This window comes from Parasutterella sp. St.1A3 (genome assembly GCF_059728705.1).
On sequence record NZ_BAAGFK010000001.1, the window covers coordinates 826,920 to 843,396 of the forward strand.

A 16,477-nucleotide genomic window follows, 5' to 3' on the forward strand; every position below is an offset into this window, starting at 1 on the left:
AATTGTTACCTGTTGATTAAATAAGGTGAATTGCAGTGAAAGACAAGCTAAAATTTAGCAAATTTTTTCTCACCATTTTGAGGTAAACATGACACAAGGACGTTTCGTCATTCCTTTCAGCCAGCTGCGCATGAGCGATGTTGACATCGTCGGTGGTAAAAACGCGTCGTTGGGCGAACTTTTAAGCCAGCTTACAGAAGCGGGCATTCGTGTTCCTGACGGTTTTGCTACAACTGCAGAGGCTTTCCGCGTTTTCCTGAAGGAAGGCGGTCTGGATAAGAGGATTGAAGAAAGACTTAAATCGCTGGATGTAGATGACGTCAAAGAGCTTGCAAAAGCCGGTGCAGAGATTCGCTCCTGGATTGAAGAGGCGCCTTTCCCCGCAAAGCTTGAACAGGAAATTCGCGAACATTATGAATGGCTGAAAGACGGTCAGGAAGAAATCTCCGTGGCCGTTCGCTCTTCTGCGACAGCCGAAGACCTTCCCGACGCATCTTTTGCCGGTCAGCAGGAAACCTTCCTGAACGTTGTCGGCATTGATCAGGTCTTTGCGAAGATGAAGGAAGTTTTTGCTTCTCTCTATAACGATCGCGCGATTTCCTATCGTGTTCACAAAGGCTTTGAGCACGCCGATGTGGCGCTTTCCGCAGGTGTTCAGCGTATGGTTCGCTCCGACAAGGGAGCCGCCGGCGTTATGTTTACGATGGATACAGAAAGCGGCTTTGATCAGGTTGTTTTCATTACCGCGAGCTACGGCCTTGGTGAAACAGTCGTTCAGGGTGCCGTGAACCCGGACGAATACTTTGTTCACAAACCGATCCTTGCTCAGGGCAAGTTCCCGGTTATCCGCAAAGTGCTCGGCAGCAAGAAGATCAAGATGGTCTTCGATCTGGACAAATCTTCCGGCCGCTCTGTCAAGGTTGAAGATGTTCCCGAAGCCGATCGCCGCAAGTTTGCTTTGAATGATGAAGAAATCACTCAGCTTGCTAAGTACGCTGTCATTATTGAAAAACACTACGGTCGTCCGATGGACATCGAGTGGGGCAAAGACGGAATCGACGGCAAGCTCTACATTCTGCAGGCTCGTCCGGAAACGGTTAAGAGCCGTCAGAAGAGCCAGGATGTTCAGCAGAAATTCGTTCTGTTGGAAAAAGGCGAAGTTCTTGTCACCGGCCGAGCGATCGGTCAGAAGATCGGCGCCGGTAAAGTTCGTATCGTGGCCGGCCCCGAACAGATGGATTTAGTTCAGGAAGGCGACATTCTCGTTACCGACATGACCGATCCTAACTGGGAACCGGTGATGAAGAAAGCGAGCGCGATTGTCACTAACCGCGGCGGTCGTACCTGCCACGCTGCGATTATTGCTCGTGAACTTGGTATTGCGGCGGTTGTCGGATGCGGCGATGCTACTGAAATCCTTAGAGACGGTCAGGAAGTCACTGTTTCCTGCGCCGAAGGCGACACCGGCAATATTTACAAAGGCCTGCTGCCCTTTGAAATTAAGGAAGTTCGTCAGGGTGAACTGCCTGAGATTCCGGTCAAGATCATGATGAACGTCGGCAACCCGCAGCTTGCTTTCGACTTCCAGGCGATCCCGAACAAGGGTGTCGGTCTGGCTCGTCTTGAATTCATCATCAACAACAATATCGGTATCCACCCGAAAGCCTGTCTTGACTACCCGAATCTTCCGGCCGATCTGAAAGAAGCCGTTGAAAACGCTTCTGCCGGTTACGAAAATCCGCGAGAATTCTATAAAGACAAGATTGCTGAAGGTGTTGCGACAATTGCTGCCGCCTTCTATCCGAAGAAAGTCATCGTTCGTATGTCTGACTTCAAGAGCAATGAGTACAGAAAACTGATCGGCGGCAAGATTTATGAGCCGGAAGAAGAGAACCCCATGCTCGGTTTCCGCGGCGCCAGCCGTTATGTTTCTGAAGACTTCAAGGAATGCTTCGCAATGGAATGTGAAGCACTCAAGAAAGTTCGCGATGAAATGGGTCTGACCAATGTTGAAATCATGATCCCGTTCGTCAGAACCGTAAGAGAAGCCCGTGAAGTTAATGAGAAGCTGGCTGAACACGGTCTGAAACGCGGCGTTAACGGACTTCGTCTCAATATGATGTGCGAAATTCCGAGCAACGCTTTGCTGGCTGAAAGATTCCTCGAGTACTTCGACGGATTCTCCATCGGCTCCAACGACCTGACTCAGCTCACACTTGGTCTTGACCGTGACTCCGGTCTGATCGCGCACTTCTTTGATGAACGCGATGCGGCGGTTAAGGTACTGCTCTCCAAAGCGATCAAAGCCTGCCGTGAAAAAGGCGCTTATGTCGGCATCTGCGGACAGGGTCCTTCCGACCATCCGGACCTCGCTCAGTGGCTGATGGACGAGGGCATTGAGTCTATTTCCCTGAATCCGGACACAGTGCTTAATACATGGCGTCGTCTTGCGAAAGCCAAGAAATAAGCTTCATTATGCGTTAGGAAACCGCGGACAGTCCTAAAAAGATTGCCGCGGTTTTTCTATCCCATATAATGATCGAATAGATCTTGGATAACAAAGCAAAGGTTGTTGTGATGGGACTGTCCTATTTTTGGTTTGTTGCAGCCGCGATTATCGGCGCAATGGATTTGTACTTCGGAAACATCCTCCTTCTGGTCATTTCAGGAGCGGCTTTTATTACCGCGATTCTTTCATTCTTTTTGCCTTCGGTTTACTTTCAAGTTGCGATCTTTGCCGTTATTTCCTTACTGGTCATGATATTCATCGCGGCGCTTAATCGTTATCGAAGGACTGTTGACAATTATTCCGAATCTCTCCGCCGGCATGTCGGACGCAGTGTGACTGTCCACGAGTGGCGCAGCAATCGTTTCGCCACTGTCCAATATGACGGGCGACTGTGGGAAGCTGAAATCGCTTTTAACAACGGAGATTCGCTTAGAGCAGGAAAATACAGGATATGGAAAATTCTTCCCAATCGTCTGGTGCTGATCAAATGAACGCAGCTATTCCGGAGGGTGCTGATCTCCCGAGCTTAGATGATCCGCAGGAGGTCAACTATTTGCTTTACTCGCATGCGCTTGCTGCGGCCAATCGACTTTCAGAGGCGGCGCGCAAGCATGTATCCCGTCAGGAAGTGATTGATGTGGATAAAAAGGCGTCTGCCTTTTTAGCCTCTGCGCTTCTTGGAAAGAATCCGGCTTATGCGCCGGCAAAGGTGAACACTCCCGAGACGATCGAGCGGAGACTTCGCAGCGCTCTGTCAAATCGACTCTCTCAGGTCGGTTTAACCGAGCATGATGTTGTTGATTCACGCGATTTTATGCAGGTTGCCATGTTCATGTTTACCAACGAGGTCCATGAACTCATTCAGGAGATTGAGAAGAATCCGGACACGATTGTCGAAGAAGGTCCGATCAAACTCAATGCGCTTCTTGGTAAATGGGTTCAGCTGATAACCAAGGAACATCTTGATGCCTAAGTGCTCTCTTAACTGTAACCGCGGCTGCGGTCACGATCACAGCTCAAAAGCGGAGCAACCGCCTTCCATTGTGGATATTGAAGTAGTTCGCCGAATTTTGTCTCAGGCGCTCGTTAACATGTTTAAGCGCTCCATTGCGTGTGTTCAGGGCGAGATTACCGAGGACGAACGGGCAGAAAAAGATCAGAAGCTTGTGGAGTGGCTGGGAGATACTTTCTGCGGTAAAAATCCCCATTTTGAAATCGGACCGGATGACTGGAATCCGGACGGTTTAGCTCAGTTTATCCGTATGACGGTGCAGGAGATCGCGGAAAAGACCGAAGAAGACACTCCTGAAGAAACCATTTATGAGACGGCCGCCTACTTCTGTGCGAAATCTTATTTAGTGCTGCGTGACACGTTCCAGGCGGGCTGGGAGATCGAAGACGCGAATAACCTGCCGCCGATGCTTCAGGAGTGGGTTGAAACCTGGACCATGCTTTTTGTCGGTGCGGTCGGCGATGATTTTGAATAAATCTCAAATCTAATGGAATGACAATATGAATAATTTTGAATACTGCAATCCCACTCATCTGATTTTCGGCAAAGGCAGAGAGAACGATATCGGTGCGATTCTTCTGGGAAAGCTTCAAGCCGGTGACACAGTACTTGTTGTTTACGGCGGTAAATCCGCAGAAAAAAGCGGACTGATTGACCGCGTTCGTCGCTCGCTTGAAGCTGCCGGGCTGTCTGCGGTCTTTAAAGGCGGCGTCACTCCGAATCCGCAGCTGGACTTAGTCCGCGACGGTATTGAAGCGGCGCGCGAGTGCGGCGCTCGTGCGGTTCTTGCGGTTGGCGGCGGCAGTGTCATTGATGCTTCCAAAGCCATCGCGATCGGCGTGCCGTATGAGGGAGACGTATGGGACTTCTTTGCCGCAGGCGTAAGCCCTAAAGAAGCGCTTCCGGTCGCCTGTGTGCTGACACTGCCTGCGGCAGGTTCCGAGCAGAGTATTCGTATTGTGATTTCCGGAGAAGGGCGCAAGCTTGGCGCCGGCTCTCCCGTTGTGAGACCTTTTGCCAGCGTCATTAATCCGGAAATTTTCTTTACGCTTCCGCAAAAACAGATTCGCGCGGGCGTTATTGACATGATGAGCCACATCATGGAGCGCTATTTCACGCTGACGGAAGGTACCGACTTTGTTGACGGGCAGGCCGAAGCGGCGATGAGAACGATCATGCGCAACGGTTTGAAGCTGATGAAAAACCATGAAGACTATGACGCATGGTGTCAAGTAAGTGTAGCGGGTTCTTTTGCGCATAACGGCTACTATGCACTCGGCCAGACGGAAGACTGGGCTTCGCACGGGATGGAGCATGAACTCAGCGCCTGGGATACCTCCATTACGCATGGTGACGGACTGGCCGTTGTGATTCCGGCCTGGATGCGCTATGTGTATGATGTCAAGCCTTCAAGGTTCGCTCAGTTCGCGATCAATGTGATGGGCGAGGAAGCGGGCGCTGATGACAACGAGACCGCGCTCAAAGGCATTGAGGCGCTCAAGCGCTTCTATCGTGAAGTGGGCGCGCCCGCGACGCTCTCCGATTTGGGCGCAGATAAGGCAGATTCCCGCGAACTTGCTGAAAAAGCGGTGCGTATCCCCGGTAAGCTCGGCGGGTTCAAGAAACTTTACGCTGAAGATATCGCAAAGATTTACGACATGATGCGCTAAAGAGAAGAGCCCGGGTTCCGGGCTCTCAATTTTTACGGTTTTGTTTTTAGCTCAAGCGTTTTCGTCTGACTGTGGCCGAAATGTTTTTCCCAGTTCTTTCGATAGGCTTGATTTAATCCTGCAGAACGCAGTACGAGAAGGTTTTCTCCGTTGGACTGTTCAGCCGCCTCGACAAAGTTAAAACTTCCGGTAATGACGATGTCGGAGTCGATGATAATAATTTTGTCATGCGCGGTTCGATGGGTCGTGTCAATATAAGTCGGCACCGAGTTCTCGTACAGCATCGGCACAGTCGTTCTCTTCTTTGCAAGCATCTTCTGATCGATGATGATCCTGACATCAACGCCTCTCTTGTAGGCGCGGATCAGGGCTTCAGTGATCGCTTTATTAGAGAACAGGTAGGCCTGCATCAGCACTTGCTTCTGCGCATGATCGACCGCCTCAACAACGGCTTTCTGAGCTCCCCCTTGGGGAGAGAAAAAGACCTGCACGTCGGCCGGATAGGACTCAGCGGCCAGGGCAGGCTGAATGGCTGCCGTCGAAAGGACAGCCGCCAAAATACTGATGCAAAGTTTGTTCATTTAATATCTCTACTAACGGTTACGAGTTTTTAGCAGACGCTCCTGCTGACGTTTCCATTCCTTTTTACTCGCATCCTGGCGTTTTTCGTAGAGTTTTTTACCCTTTCCGAGTCCGATTTCAAGTTTGACGCGGCCGTCCTTGAAGTGCATATCTAAAGGTATAAGCGTATAGCCGGCCTGTTCAACTCTTCCGATAAGACGCATGATCTCATGCTTATGCATCAGCAGCTTGCGGGTGCGTGTCGGATCCGCTTTTTCGTGTGTGCTTGCTGTTTTCAGCGGAGTGATATTCGCGTTCAAAAGGAAGAGTTCTCCGTCTCGGACGAAGATATGTGATTCCTTGATTGCAGCGCCTCCGGCGCGGATGGATTTAACTTCCCAGCCGCGAAGGACAAGACCGGCTTCAAATTTGTCTTCGATGGTGTAATCGAATCGAGCTTTTTTGTTTTGAATGATAGCCACGGCGGCATCTCCTAAAAACAATAGAATCAATATTAGAAAACGAATTTTAACCCGTGTAGAATTTCCGAAACTTATCTGAAACGGAAATGGGGGACTTATCGTTGAAAGTATCTCTGGCTGTTCAAACAAAACAGGGACTGAAGAAGTCAGAACTGGAAGTCCCTGCAGGTGCGTCAGTTTCTCAGGCACTTGCGTTGGGAAATGTTCAGATCAGTGACGAAAATGGTCTGAGTATTTTCGGTTTGAGGTGCAAAGCCGATACCCTGCTTTCCGAGGGCGACCGTATTGAAGTCGCCCTTGCGCTTATTATCGATCCCAAAGAAGCCAGACGGCTCAGAGCCGAGCAGAAGAGCGCTTCCATTCAGCGCGGGAGGAAACACGCTTCAGATAAATAACAGGCTTTGTAAGTAAAAATCACTATAGATTTTTTTATAAATAACGTAAAAGCGGTATCCAAATTTCTTTATAATTCATTTTTGTGCTTAGAGGTTCCAAATGAGACTCCTTCAAAAGGCTTTAACCTTTGACGACGTTCTTCTCGTACCTGCATATTCCAATGTACTTCCCCGCGAGACCGTCCTTACCACACAGTTCACCAGAGACATCAAACTTAATCTTCCGCTTTGTTCCGCAGCCATGGATACGGTTACGGAAGCCAATCTTGCGATTGCTTTAGCTCAGGAAGGCGGAATCGGCATTATTCATAAAAATATGACTTCAAAGGCTCAGGCCGCTGAAGTTGCTAAAGTTAAACGTCATGAAGCCGGCATGGTTTCCGATCCGATTACGATCGGCCCGGATATGATTGTTGCGGACGTTCTCAGACTGACACGCGAACATCACATTTCCGGTCTGCCTGTCGTAGACGGCACCAAAGTTCTCGGTATGGTGACCAACCGCGACCTTCGTTTTGAAGACCGTATGGAAGCCAAGATCAGCGAAATCATGACTCCGGCAGACCGCCTGATCACGATGAAAGAGGGCGGCACTTTGGAAGACGCTAAGAAGCTGATGCATCATCACCGTCTGGAACGAGTTCTGGTTGTCGACGATGACTTCAACCTGAAAGGCCTGATGACTGTTAAAGACATCACCAAAGCGACCGAACATCCCTATGCAGCCAAAGACAAACACGGCAAGCTGCTTGCCGGTGCTGCTGTCGGCGTAGGCGCCGGCACAGAGGAGCGTGTCGAGCTGCTGGTGGATGCCGGTGTTGACGTTCTCGTTGTTGACACTGCCCACGGTCATTCTCAGGGTGTTCTTGATCGCGTTCAGTGGGTTAAGAAACATTATCCGCAGATTCAGGTTATCGGCGGCAATATTGCGACAGCTGCCGCTGCGCTCGCGCTGGTTGAACACGGTGCTGACGCGGTCAAGGTCGGTATCGGACCGGGCTCCATCTGCACAACACGTGTGGTCGCCGGTGTCGGTGTTCCTCAGATTACCGCTATTTCCAACGTTGCCGAAGCCCTTAAGGATTCCGGCGTTCCTCTGATTGCTGACGGCGGTGTTCGCTTCTCCGGTGACGTAGCCAAAGCGATCGCGGCCGGCGCCAACTCCGTCATGATGGGCGGCATGTTTGCCGGTACTGACGAAGCTCCCGGTGAAATTATTCTGTATCAGGGCCGCTCTTATAAGAGCTACCGCGGCATGGGTTCTCTCGGCGCCATGGGCAAAGGTTCTGCCGACCGCTACTTCCAGGACAACAACAACGGCAATGTTGATAAGTTCGTTCCTGAAGGTATTGAAGGTATGGTTCCGTATAAAGGATCTGTTCTTGCGATCATTTATCAGCTTGCCGGCGGTCTTCGTTCCTCCATGGGCTACTGCGGCTGCAGAACTATTGACGAAATGCGCACGAAAGCGGCCTTCGTTGAAATTACTTCCGCGGGCTGGAGAGAGTCTCACGTTCATGACGTGAAGATTACGAAGGAAGCTCCGAACTACAGATTGGAACATTAATTTCTTTCATAACATGAAGAGCTAACAAAAGTCGGTTCAGAGGATTTAAACTGAACCGACTTTTTAACAAGGGTTTTAAACCGACATGAATCACGATCGCATACTTATTCTTGACTTTGGAAGCCAGGTGACGCAGCTTATCGCGCGCCGGGTCCGTGAGGCTCACGTTTACTGTGAAGTCCATTCCTGTGAGGTTACGGACGAATTCATTCGTGAATTCAAGCCGACCGGCATTATTCTTTCCGGCTCTCACATGAGTGCGTACGAAGAATCCACCGATGAAGCGCCGAAAGCGGTTTTTGAGATGGGTGTACCTGTCCTCGGCATTTGCTACGGCATGCAGACGATGGCGATGCAGCTTGGCGGCAAAGTTGAGAGCGGTGCTCAGAGGGAATTTGGCTATGCCGAAGTCCGTGAGCACGGTCACACAAAGCTTCTTGAGAACCTGTATGACTTCATTGATGACGACGGTCACAACTATCTCAAGGTTTGGATGAGCCACGGCGACAAAGTGACGCAGATGCCGGAAGGATTCAAACTGATGTGTTCCACACCGACTTGTCCGATTGCCGGCATGGCTGACGAGAAGAGAGGTTTTTATGCGGTTCAGTTCCACCCGGAAGTGACGCATACGGAAAAGGGCCGTCAGATTCTCGAAAATTTTGTGCTTCGTATCTGCAAAGCCAATCCTGACTGGGTAATGGGCAATTTTGCGGTTGAGGCGGTTGAGAAGATTCGCGCCCAGGTTGGCGAAGATGAAGTTATTTTAGGTTTGTCCGGCGGCGTTGATTCCTCCGTCACTGCAGCTTTGATTCACAAAGCGATCGGTGAACAGCTGACTTGTGTCTTTGTTGACAACGGTCTTCTGCGTCTGCATGAAAGAGAGCAGGTTGCTCAGACTTTCCGTGAGAATATGGGTATGAAGCTTGTTGTTGTCGATGCATCCGATCGCTTCATGGCGGCGCTTGACGGTGTGACGGATCCGGAAGCCAAGCGCAAGATTATCGGCCGGCTGTTTGTTGAAGTTTTCCAGGAGGAGGCGGCGAAGCTTCCTCGCGCCAAATGGCTTGCTCAGGGCACGATTTATCCGGACGTGATTGAATCCAACGGCGCGAAGACTAAGAAAGCCCAGACGATTAAGTCTCATCATAATGTCGGCGGTTTGCCGGACACGCTTCATCTGAAGCTGCTTGAGCCGCTTAGAGAGCTGTTTAAGGATGAAGTTCGCGAGCTTGGTATTGAGCTTGGTCTTCCGGCTGAGATGGTATATCGTCATCCGTTCCCCGGTCCCGGCCTTGGCGTTCGAATTTTAGGTGCTATTAAGCGCGAGTATGCAGATCTGCTGCGTGAAGCCGATGCGATTTTCATTGAAGAGCTGCGTGCGGCGGACTGGTATGACAAGGTCAGCCAGGCGTTCGTTGTTTTCCTGCCGGTCAAGAGTGTCGGCGTTATGGGCGACGGCCGTACCTATGACTGGGTGGTCAGCCTGCGTGCTGTTCAGACAAGCGACTTCATGACTGCGAAATGGGCCCATCTCCCCTATGAACTCTTAGGGAAGGTATCCAACAGAATTATTAATGAAGTGAAGGGTATTAATCGCGTCGTATACGACGTATCCGGGAAACCCCCTGCAACCATTGAATGGGAATAACTAAATCGGGTTTTTAGTCGTTTTCTAGTATTTCAGGGTGTTTCAAAAAAGCACCCTTTTTTATTTCTAAAATCAATAAATTATCCGTCCTTTCGGTTTTGCTCTTTTTCCTTTTGTTCGTCTATTTTCCTCAGTATTACAAATAAATTTTCATGGTTAATTTGATGGTTTTAGGACGAAAAAATCATCGAACCATCGTAAAATGATGATGGTTTCACTGAAAACAGTGTTTTCTTGATGGTTTGGAATTCCGACATGCTGACTGATAAAAAAATTAATCAACTGACACCGAAAGAGACGCAGTACAAGGTTGCCGATCGCGACGGCCTCTATTTGCTCGTCTATCCCACAGGTAAAAAACATTCAAATTCAATTACCGCTACAACAACCGCCAGGAGACTCTAACTATTGACAGTTATGGTGAGATGACGCTTGCAGCCTGAAAGCCGTCTAATTGATACATGTTTCAAACATTTTTTATCCCAAGAAGTTTAAGAAACAATTGATCACGCTTAGTAACTTCAGTCCGGATGGCGATATTGCGGTCAGCTCTAAAGCCGGTTAGCTCCAATACGCTGAAGTAATCGAGAATTTGTTTAAGAGACTTGGATTGCAGCCAGCGTAATAACAATCGGTTATCCCGTTCTTCGCTTTTTGTTGCGGCGTTGTCTTCTTTGAGTTGTTCCTTGATTTTGAAGATTCTCTCGTATAACTCACAATACAGGCCTAGTGCGATGAACTGGCAAAAGAATCTGCCTTCCAAAGCTGCGGCTTCCCAGGCCCGAGGTGCTCTGCCGTCCAAGCAATCCTTTTCAAGCTCAAAGATGTCTTCAATATGCTCGCGTCTGCGGTAGGTTCTGAGGGTTTCGAACGTAGAATCTGCCTGATTGCTCACAAGAGCAAAGCATCCGAATTTACGGATTTCTTTGTTAAACGACTCTTTATTGAGTACGTACTTATATTTGCCGCAATAGGGACGTTTGGATCTGACCAGAAATTTTGCCGCTCTTTCTAAGGCTGCGTCGGTCAACTCTTTTCGGTTTTCTTCCATCTGAGCTTTAAGCTCCATTAGGGAACTGTAGAAATTTTGTTCTTCCTGTGCAGCTCTGGCGGTGTCCAAATACAGGTAGGTATAGATGCGCTTTTCGAACATCTGTTCTTCTCCGGCTTTGGCCGACTCCGTCCCTCTTTGGCGGGTAAAACCGAAGGTTCTCTTGTTTAAGCAGCAGTATCCTCTCTCAAACGTGTTAAGCCCATTGAAGTTTTCCGGGGAGTCCAACTCGTCCCTATACTGATCGAGCAACTTGCTGACCCACTTAGTTCGACGATCGGCAAGACAGAGGAATTTGACGTGCCTGCGCAGTAATTCAGTGAGGTTGTTTTCACTGTAAAACCCTTGGTCCATAACGAGTTCCATCTTATCCATGTCCAGCCAACTCAGCTCTTTAAGCGCATTGGTTAAACTGATAACATCCGGATAATTGCCGGGCTGCTTCCGGAATGCTATGGGTTGATGGGAGTGCAGGGAGAACAGCGTCAGAAGTTTAATAACAGGAAGGCCGTCAGCATCTTTGTTAAAGCCGTAACGCGCAAACTCATCTCGTTGACCGTAGGTAGAAATCGTTGTGGTGTCGTATGCAAGCACGCATTTGCCTTCTCTTTTAGAACGAGCTTTGAAGTAAAGCTGCTCGGCTTGCGTATCCGCACCCACCGCGCAGAAGAGATTGTGATAAATGTCCTCGGTAATCAGGTAGCCGTAACGATTTTGATGAAGTCTTTGCCAGCCCTCGAACTTACTCAGGGATTGGCCCGGGTTTGCAACCCAGTAGTTTGCGACATCAAGAATTTTGTTGACGCAGGCATCGTCCTTGAAGGAGACATATAAGTCATCTTCAATGCCGCAATCCTCGGCAATAAATTTCAAAATATCAGAGATGCCGACAATCTTTTTCTCTATTGTCGGCGCCGGTTTATTTGTAACCGGAGCACGCGCTTTCTTAGGGCGATTTGGAATAAGGGTACCGGACGCGTCCAATTTTCCTAATAGTTTGCTGCTAATTACTTCCGTATTGCGTTTTGCCGGGTTGTAACGCACGATTCTTTTATAAACGTAAGTAACACCGTTTTTTCTCTTTTGTCTGACAATCGTTTCAGAGCAATCGTTTTCGGTAATTTTCTGCATTTCATGTATAAATTTATCACATGTAATAATTATAATTGATACATGATAAAAAACAAGGAAATTCTTCCAAGAATAGGTTAACAAATCAAAGAGTTAGATTAATTTAAAAACGACAGACTGAGTGTCATGTAACACTTATACAGCTTTCAGGTGTCATATTTTACCGATTTAGAACTCCTGTGTTTTTATTCACTGCCCAAATGAACGAAAAAAATGGACGCATTTTTTGCGATTCTTGTCAAAAGCAGTGCGCGGCAACACTTAAATGAACTAAACCCGGAATCAGAGCAAGGAAGACTTAGAGTTAACCCATGCCGTCTATTCTCAGCGATCCTATATTGTTTTACTTCAGGGAAAGCGTCAACGTGGGTGTGTTTTGCGCAGCCTCAGTCAAAACGAATCAGAACACAATAGGACAGGATAAGAGCCTCCGGAGAAGTTAAAAATACAAATAGTCATTTTAAAAACTAAGATCAAGATTATCTTTTGAGCCGGACCATAGCGGCCTAAATCCGGAAGGATTGAGCCTGAGAGCATAGGTCTGAATTTTTTCGGGGAATAAAAGACTTGAGATTTCTTACAAAATGTCAAATACTGTCTAGATAGTCCGATAAAGGTCCAGACTGTTCTTGAATTTGTTTTTAGTTGGGAGGATGCAGTGGACGTTATTGAGAAGTTCGTGAACCTGTCTATTCGCACCGGTTCATCTTTGGATGATTTGGCAAAACAGCCGGAAAATCTTAACTGTGTGCTTTCAGTGTTCAGGGCTTGCTGCGATTGCAGCACAAAACCCACAAAGGCGGAAGCGGAAGCCTTCCTTGCCGCAGCAGGCAGCTGGTTAAGCGTGACAGCCGATAAGCTCGCACAGGACAGCCTGAAATTAACTGCACCTCTGCAGGCCAAAATCAGTTTGGTCAATCTGACAAAACGCGTTGATAAGCGACGCCGCGAAATTCGCGAAGAACGCCGTCGCCGCGCGCTGGAAATGGAAGAAGTAAAGAGAGCATCTCGAGTGGATACAAGTCGGGATGTGGAATTTATGAGCGAAGCGCTCGCTGAGGCTCATAAGGCAATGCTGGAAGGAGAGGTGCCTGTCGGCGCGGTGGTCGTCGATCCTCAAGGAAAAATCGTCGGCCGCGGGCATAACCGCGTCATTTCAGATAAAGATCCTTCGGCGCATGCGGAAATCCTTGCGCTCAGAGATGCCGCGCGAACAACCGAGAACTACCGTTTGGAAGACTGCTCGCTCTACGTCACGCTCGAGCCCTGTCCGATGTGCTCGGGCGCCATAATCGGCGCGCGCCTCAGCAGACTGATCTACGGCGCTAAAGACGATAAGGCCGGAGCGGTTGATAGTGTGGTAAAACTGTTTAAGATAGATCAGCTGAACCACCATACGAGAGTGACCGGCGGCGTACTTCAGGATCAGAGCCTTCAGCTGCTCCGTGATTTTTTTACCAGATTAAGACAGATTCGTGGGAGAAAGTGTGAATAGAGTAGGGATTACAGCGCCGTCCGGAAATGTCCTGGATATAGAGGTCGTAGAACGTGCGAGGGCATTGTTCGAAGGCAGAGGCTGGGATGTAACAGTCGGGGAATCGGTCTATTCAAGTTCGATGAGATTTGGCGGCAGCAGCGAATCGGCGCGGACCACAGACTTTAACCATATGTGCATGAAGGAGGAGCTAGTTCTCTGCGCTAGAGGCGGTTACGGCTTTTCAAGAATTCTGCCGGGCGTCGATTTTTCAGTGATCGCGCAAAAAGGCACTTGGGTGGCCGGATTCTCCGATATCACTTTCTTCTCTCTGGCATACCTTGCGCTCACCGGCGGAAAAAGTCTGCAGGCCCCGACGGCTTCCGTGCTCGGCAACCTTGAATGCGATCCTTATACCATCGAGACGTTCTTTAATGTGCTCGGCGCGACGGACTATACACTGGATTTTCATACTCCGTTCCATGATTTCGAAACCGAAGGAAAACTCTGGGGCGGCAACCTTTCTATCCTTTGCGCTGCTTTAGGCACGCCGTATTTCCCCAGAATCAAGGGCGGGATCCTATTCGTTGAAGATGTGGATGAGCCGGCTTATAAAATCGAACGTAACTTAAATCAGCTGATTCAGTCAGGCGTTATTGAAAATCAGAAAGCGGTCCTTCTCGGGGATTTCTCTCAAGTCAGGCGATCAGCGCATGATTTCGGATATGGTTTGGACGAAGCGCTGAGTTTTGCTTCTATGCATACTTCGACGCCTTTTATTTCAGGCCTGCCGTTTGGACATAAGATGAAAATGGCAACGCTCGTCGTTGGGGCGCAGTCAGTGCTTTCAATCCGCAGCCATAAGGCGCTTCTGACCATGAAGGGCTGCCCCGCGTTCAGAGAAAGGATTCGTTTGTGAAGAACGGACTGCTAAGAAGATTTCGACACGTATTTGAGCCGGACCCTCTGGAGAATAATCATATTCATCTCAATTACAGCTCTGAGCAGCTGAGAAAAAAAGTCGAATTCCGTCAGCTCGCAATCCTGAAACACAGAACAACGGCAGTAGTCGCGATTCGAATGTTGCTGATCCTTATTTTCTCGGGTGTCTGCTGGAAGTACGTCGGCGGCTGGGTTATGGGGCTCTGGCTCGGGTTTGCGCTGATGCATACACTGGCCAGCATGAAGTCTGCGGATGATTTTTTTAATGAGATCGAGCCGGAAAAGAAGTTCAGATATTGGAGAAACCGCTCTCTTCAGATGATTATCGTATCGGGACTGTCCGTGGGGTTTGCCGGGTTCTATTTCATGATTCCCGACAACGTCATTGTGGAAATGGTCCTTCTTGCCTTGGTTGTGGGCGTCACTTTCGGAAGCATCCCGCTCTATGCGATCTGGCCGCCCGCGCTGTGGGCTTATGTACCCTGTACACTGCTTCCGACCTTCGTCAAGCTTTTTATTATTTACGAGACGCCCTGGTTCGTTGCGGTCTTCTGGTCTGCCGTTCTGCTTTTAATCATCTTCTATTTCGGAGCACGTCTGAATTCCATTTACACGCAGGGTATTTATCGAGCCTTTGAGCGCGAATACCTGATGGAGCAGCTGATCTATCAGCGGCAGCGCGCGGATTATGTCCGAGAAGCGGCGGAAATGGAAATCAATTCCAGAACGAAATTTTTTGCCGGAGCTAATCACGACCTGCGTCAGCCGCTTCAGGCAATGGGGATCTTTATTTCCGTCCTCGAAAGTCAGGCCGATGATCAAACCCGACCGATCGTGGAAGGTCTTTCTAAGGCGTGCCATTCAGTATCGACTCTGGTGGATCAGATTTTGATGATCTCAAAGCTGGATTCAAAAACCATCAAAATCAATCCGATTCGCTTTTCGCTTCAGGAACTGTTCGCCGAACTCGAAGCCGAATTTGAACCGCAGTGCCGAAACAAGGGACTTTCTTTGGAAGTGCAGAGCGTTCCCGCCGATATTGTCACGGATGAGCAGCTTCTGGAACGAGTGATTCGTAATCTGCTCGGAAACGCGGTCCGGTATACCAGCAGCGGAATGATTCTGCTTCGCAGCAAGATCAGCCGAAAGAACACGCTCATCATTACGGTTTCCGATACCGGATGTGGTATCAGCTCCGAAGAGAGAGAAAAACTGTTCCAGGCTTATTATCGAGGCGCGGGCGGTTTTAAGGCTAAAGAGGGCTTTGGCCTCGGTCTGTCCGTGGTTAAGAAAATCTGTGAGCTTTTGAGCATTGACATTAAAGTGATATCTAAGGTCGGGAAGGGATCGATTTTCCGCTTGGAACTTCCTTTGAGAGCACAGACATCAAAAGAAAGCTCTCCGGCTAAACCTCAGACGCTGAACCTGCGTCCGCTCGACGGCACTCGGATCCTTGTTATTGAAGACGACCGATTGATTCGAGAAAGCCTTAAGACACTTTTGGAAGGCTGGGGATGTGTCGTAAGGACCGCAGAATTTTATGATGCCGAATTGGCGGCAAAACTGGTTCACGAGTCTCCGATTGATCTGATATTTTCAGACTTCAATCTGGGCCCGGAACATATGACCGGTCTGCAGTCGATCTTTAGGATTCGCTCGGCGCTTGGTCGGCGGATTCCCGCGATTGTGAGCACGGCCGCGCCGCGTGACGCGGTAATCTCTCAGTATGAGGAGGAAACGGAAGGACTGAATTTCTCCGACTCTGCCGTCGACCTGATGGAAATGCCGCTGCTGCTTCAGAAACCGATCTCCCCGCACGAGATTAATCGGGCGATTCATCGTCTGCTTGATAAAAAGTAAACATATCTCTCGCAGAGAAGAATATTTGAGTTATATTGAATTTTCTTCCAACAGAAGATAAAAAACTCTCAGCCGAATTTCCACAACAAAAGAAGGCTGACAGTCTGCTGATATCCCGAGACTCGATCACAAATCCGGTGTTCGGACTCCAATCAATTTCCCACGGACTTTG

Annotated in this window: 15 protein-coding genes; 12 read left to right on the forward strand and 3 right to left on the reverse strand. The window is 49.1% G+C overall.

Going from position 1 to position 16,477, the window contains the following annotated elements; all coding sequences use genetic code 11:
• The first annotated feature begins 88 nt into the window (after positions 1-88).
• The 5 genes from ppsA (at position 89) to AC6I1F_RS03975 (ending at position 5,191) form a co-directional block, all read left to right on the forward strand.
• Positions 89-2,467 (forward strand): phosphoenolpyruvate synthase, encoded by a 2,379-nt coding sequence (gene ppsA, locus AC6I1F_RS03955; RefSeq protein ID WP_160334117.1) that lies wholly within the window; start codon positions 89-91, stop codon positions 2,465-2,467.
• 83 nt (positions 2,468-2,550) lie between these two features.
• A complete protein-coding gene (locus tag AC6I1F_RS03960; RefSeq protein WP_237178660.1) occupies positions 2,551-3,000 on the forward strand; it encodes an NfeD family protein in 450 nt (149 codons plus the stop codon).
• Positions 2,997-3,482: a hypothetical protein gene (locus tag AC6I1F_RS03965; protein WP_289171920.1), complete on the forward strand. Its 486-nt coding sequence runs from the start codon at positions 2,997-2,999 to the stop codon at positions 3,480-3,482. Before AC6I1F_RS03960 ends, AC6I1F_RS03965 begins: the two co-directional genes overlap by 4 nt.
• On the forward strand, positions 3,475-3,996 hold the full coding sequence (locus AC6I1F_RS03970; RefSeq protein WP_160334115.1) for a hypothetical protein: 522 nt from the start codon (positions 3,475-3,477) through the stop codon (positions 3,994-3,996). The genes AC6I1F_RS03965 and AC6I1F_RS03970 overlap by 8 nt, the downstream gene beginning before the upstream one ends.
• Positions 3,997-4,021: 25 nt before the next feature.
• Positions 4,022-5,191 (forward strand): iron-containing alcohol dehydrogenase, encoded by a 1,170-nt coding sequence (locus AC6I1F_RS03975; RefSeq protein ID WP_160334114.1) that lies wholly within the window; start codon positions 4,022-4,024, stop codon positions 5,189-5,191.
• Between the two features lie 32 nt (positions 5,192-5,223).
• Here AC6I1F_RS03975 and AC6I1F_RS03980 read toward each other — a convergent pair whose 3' ends face one another.
• The gene (locus AC6I1F_RS03980) at positions 5,224-5,772 is read right to left on the reverse strand and encodes a phospholipase D-like domain-containing protein (RefSeq protein WP_289173850.1); all 549 of its coding nucleotides are present in this window, start codon (positions 5,770-5,772) and stop codon (positions 5,224-5,226) included.
• Positions 5,773-5,784: 12 nt separating this feature from the next.
• Complete coding sequence (gene smpB, locus AC6I1F_RS03985; RefSeq protein ID WP_290432840.1) at positions 5,785-6,234, reverse strand: SsrA-binding protein SmpB; 450 nt, start codon at positions 6,232-6,234, stop codon at positions 5,785-5,787.
• Between the two features lie 101 nt (positions 6,235-6,335).
• Between smpB and AC6I1F_RS03990 the strand changes: the two genes are divergently transcribed.
• The 4 genes from AC6I1F_RS03990 (at position 6,336) to AC6I1F_RS04005 (ending at position 10,252) form a co-directional block, all read left to right on the forward strand.
• Positions 6,336-6,629: an RnfH family protein gene (locus tag AC6I1F_RS03990; RefSeq protein ID WP_289170922.1), complete on the forward strand. Its 294-nt coding sequence runs from the start codon at positions 6,336-6,338 to the stop codon at positions 6,627-6,629.
• A gap of 100 nt (positions 6,630-6,729) precedes the next feature.
• The gene (gene guaB, locus AC6I1F_RS03995) at positions 6,730-8,196 is read left to right on the forward strand and encodes an IMP dehydrogenase (RefSeq protein ID WP_160334110.1); all 1,467 of its coding nucleotides are present in this window, start codon (positions 6,730-6,732) and stop codon (positions 8,194-8,196) included.
• A gap of 85 nt (positions 8,197-8,281) precedes the next feature.
• Complete coding sequence (guaA, locus tag AC6I1F_RS04000) at positions 8,282-9,847, forward strand: glutamine-hydrolyzing GMP synthase (protein ID WP_160334109.1); 1,566 nt, start codon at positions 8,282-8,284, stop codon at positions 9,845-9,847.
• A gap of 255 nt (positions 9,848-10,102) precedes the next feature.
• A complete protein-coding gene (locus tag AC6I1F_RS04005) occupies positions 10,103-10,252 on the forward strand; it encodes an Arm DNA-binding domain-containing protein (RefSeq protein WP_289163489.1) in 150 nt (49 codons plus the stop codon).
• A gap of 61 nt (positions 10,253-10,313) precedes the next feature.
• Here the strand turns inward: AC6I1F_RS04005 and AC6I1F_RS04010 are convergent, their stop codons facing one another.
• Positions 10,314-12,029, reverse strand: coding sequence for an IS1634 family transposase (locus AC6I1F_RS04010; protein ID WP_497801608.1), 1,716 nt, complete (start codon positions 12,027-12,029; stop codon positions 10,314-10,316).
• Positions 12,030-12,687: 658 nt separating this feature from the next.
• On the opposite strand from AC6I1F_RS04010, the gene tadA reads away from it, so the two are divergent.
• The 3 genes from tadA to AC6I1F_RS04025 are packed head-to-tail and all read left to right on the forward strand — an operon-like array spanning position 12,688 to position 16,305.
• A complete protein-coding gene (gene tadA / locus AC6I1F_RS04015) occupies positions 12,688-13,524 on the forward strand; it encodes a tRNA adenosine(34) deaminase TadA (RefSeq protein ID WP_290432849.1) in 837 nt (278 codons plus the stop codon).
• Positions 13,517-14,422 carry an LD-carboxypeptidase gene (locus AC6I1F_RS04020; protein WP_289163360.1) on the forward strand — a complete coding sequence of 302 codons (906 nt, stop codon included), beginning with the start codon at positions 13,517-13,519 and terminating at the stop codon, positions 14,420-14,422. The genes tadA and AC6I1F_RS04020 overlap by 8 nt, the downstream gene beginning before the upstream one ends.
• Complete coding sequence (locus tag AC6I1F_RS04025) at positions 14,419-16,305, forward strand: hybrid sensor histidine kinase/response regulator (protein ID WP_290432848.1); 1,887 nt, start codon at positions 14,419-14,421, stop codon at positions 16,303-16,305. Before AC6I1F_RS04020 ends, AC6I1F_RS04025 begins: the two co-directional genes overlap by 4 nt.
• Positions 16,306-16,477 lie beyond the last annotated feature (172 nt).

Bases quoted from the DNA above. Each gene is read 5' to 3' on its own strand.
- ppsA (WP_160334117.1), top strand. From the start codon at position 89: ATGACACAAGGACGTTTCGTCATTCCTTTCAGCCAGCTGCGCATGAGC.
- AC6I1F_RS03965 (WP_289171920.1), top strand. From the start codon at position 2,997: ATGAACGCAGCTATTCCGGAGGGTGCTGATCTCCCGAGCTTAGATGAT.
- AC6I1F_RS03970 (WP_160334115.1), top strand. From the start codon at position 3,475: ATGCCTAAGTGCTCTCTTAACTGTAACCGCGGCTGCGGTCACGATCAC.
- AC6I1F_RS03975 (WP_160334114.1), top strand. From the start codon at position 4,022: ATGAATAATTTTGAATACTGCAATCCCACTCATCTGATTTTCGGCAAA.
- AC6I1F_RS03980 (WP_289173850.1), bottom strand. From the start codon at position 5,772: ATGAACAAACTTTGCATCAGTATTTTGGCGGCTGTCCTTTCGACGGCA.
- guaB (WP_160334110.1), top strand. From the start codon at position 6,730: ATGAGACTCCTTCAAAAGGCTTTAACCTTTGACGACGTTCTTCTCGTA.
- guaA (WP_160334109.1), top strand. From the start codon at position 8,282: ATGAATCACGATCGCATACTTATTCTTGACTTTGGAAGCCAGGTGACG.
- AC6I1F_RS04005 (WP_289163489.1), top strand. From the start codon at position 10,103: ATGCTGACTGATAAAAAAATTAATCAACTGACACCGAAAGAGACGCAG.
- AC6I1F_RS04010 (WP_497801608.1), bottom strand. From the start codon at position 12,029: ATGCAGAAAATTACCGAAAACGATTGCTCTGAAACGATTGTCAGACAA.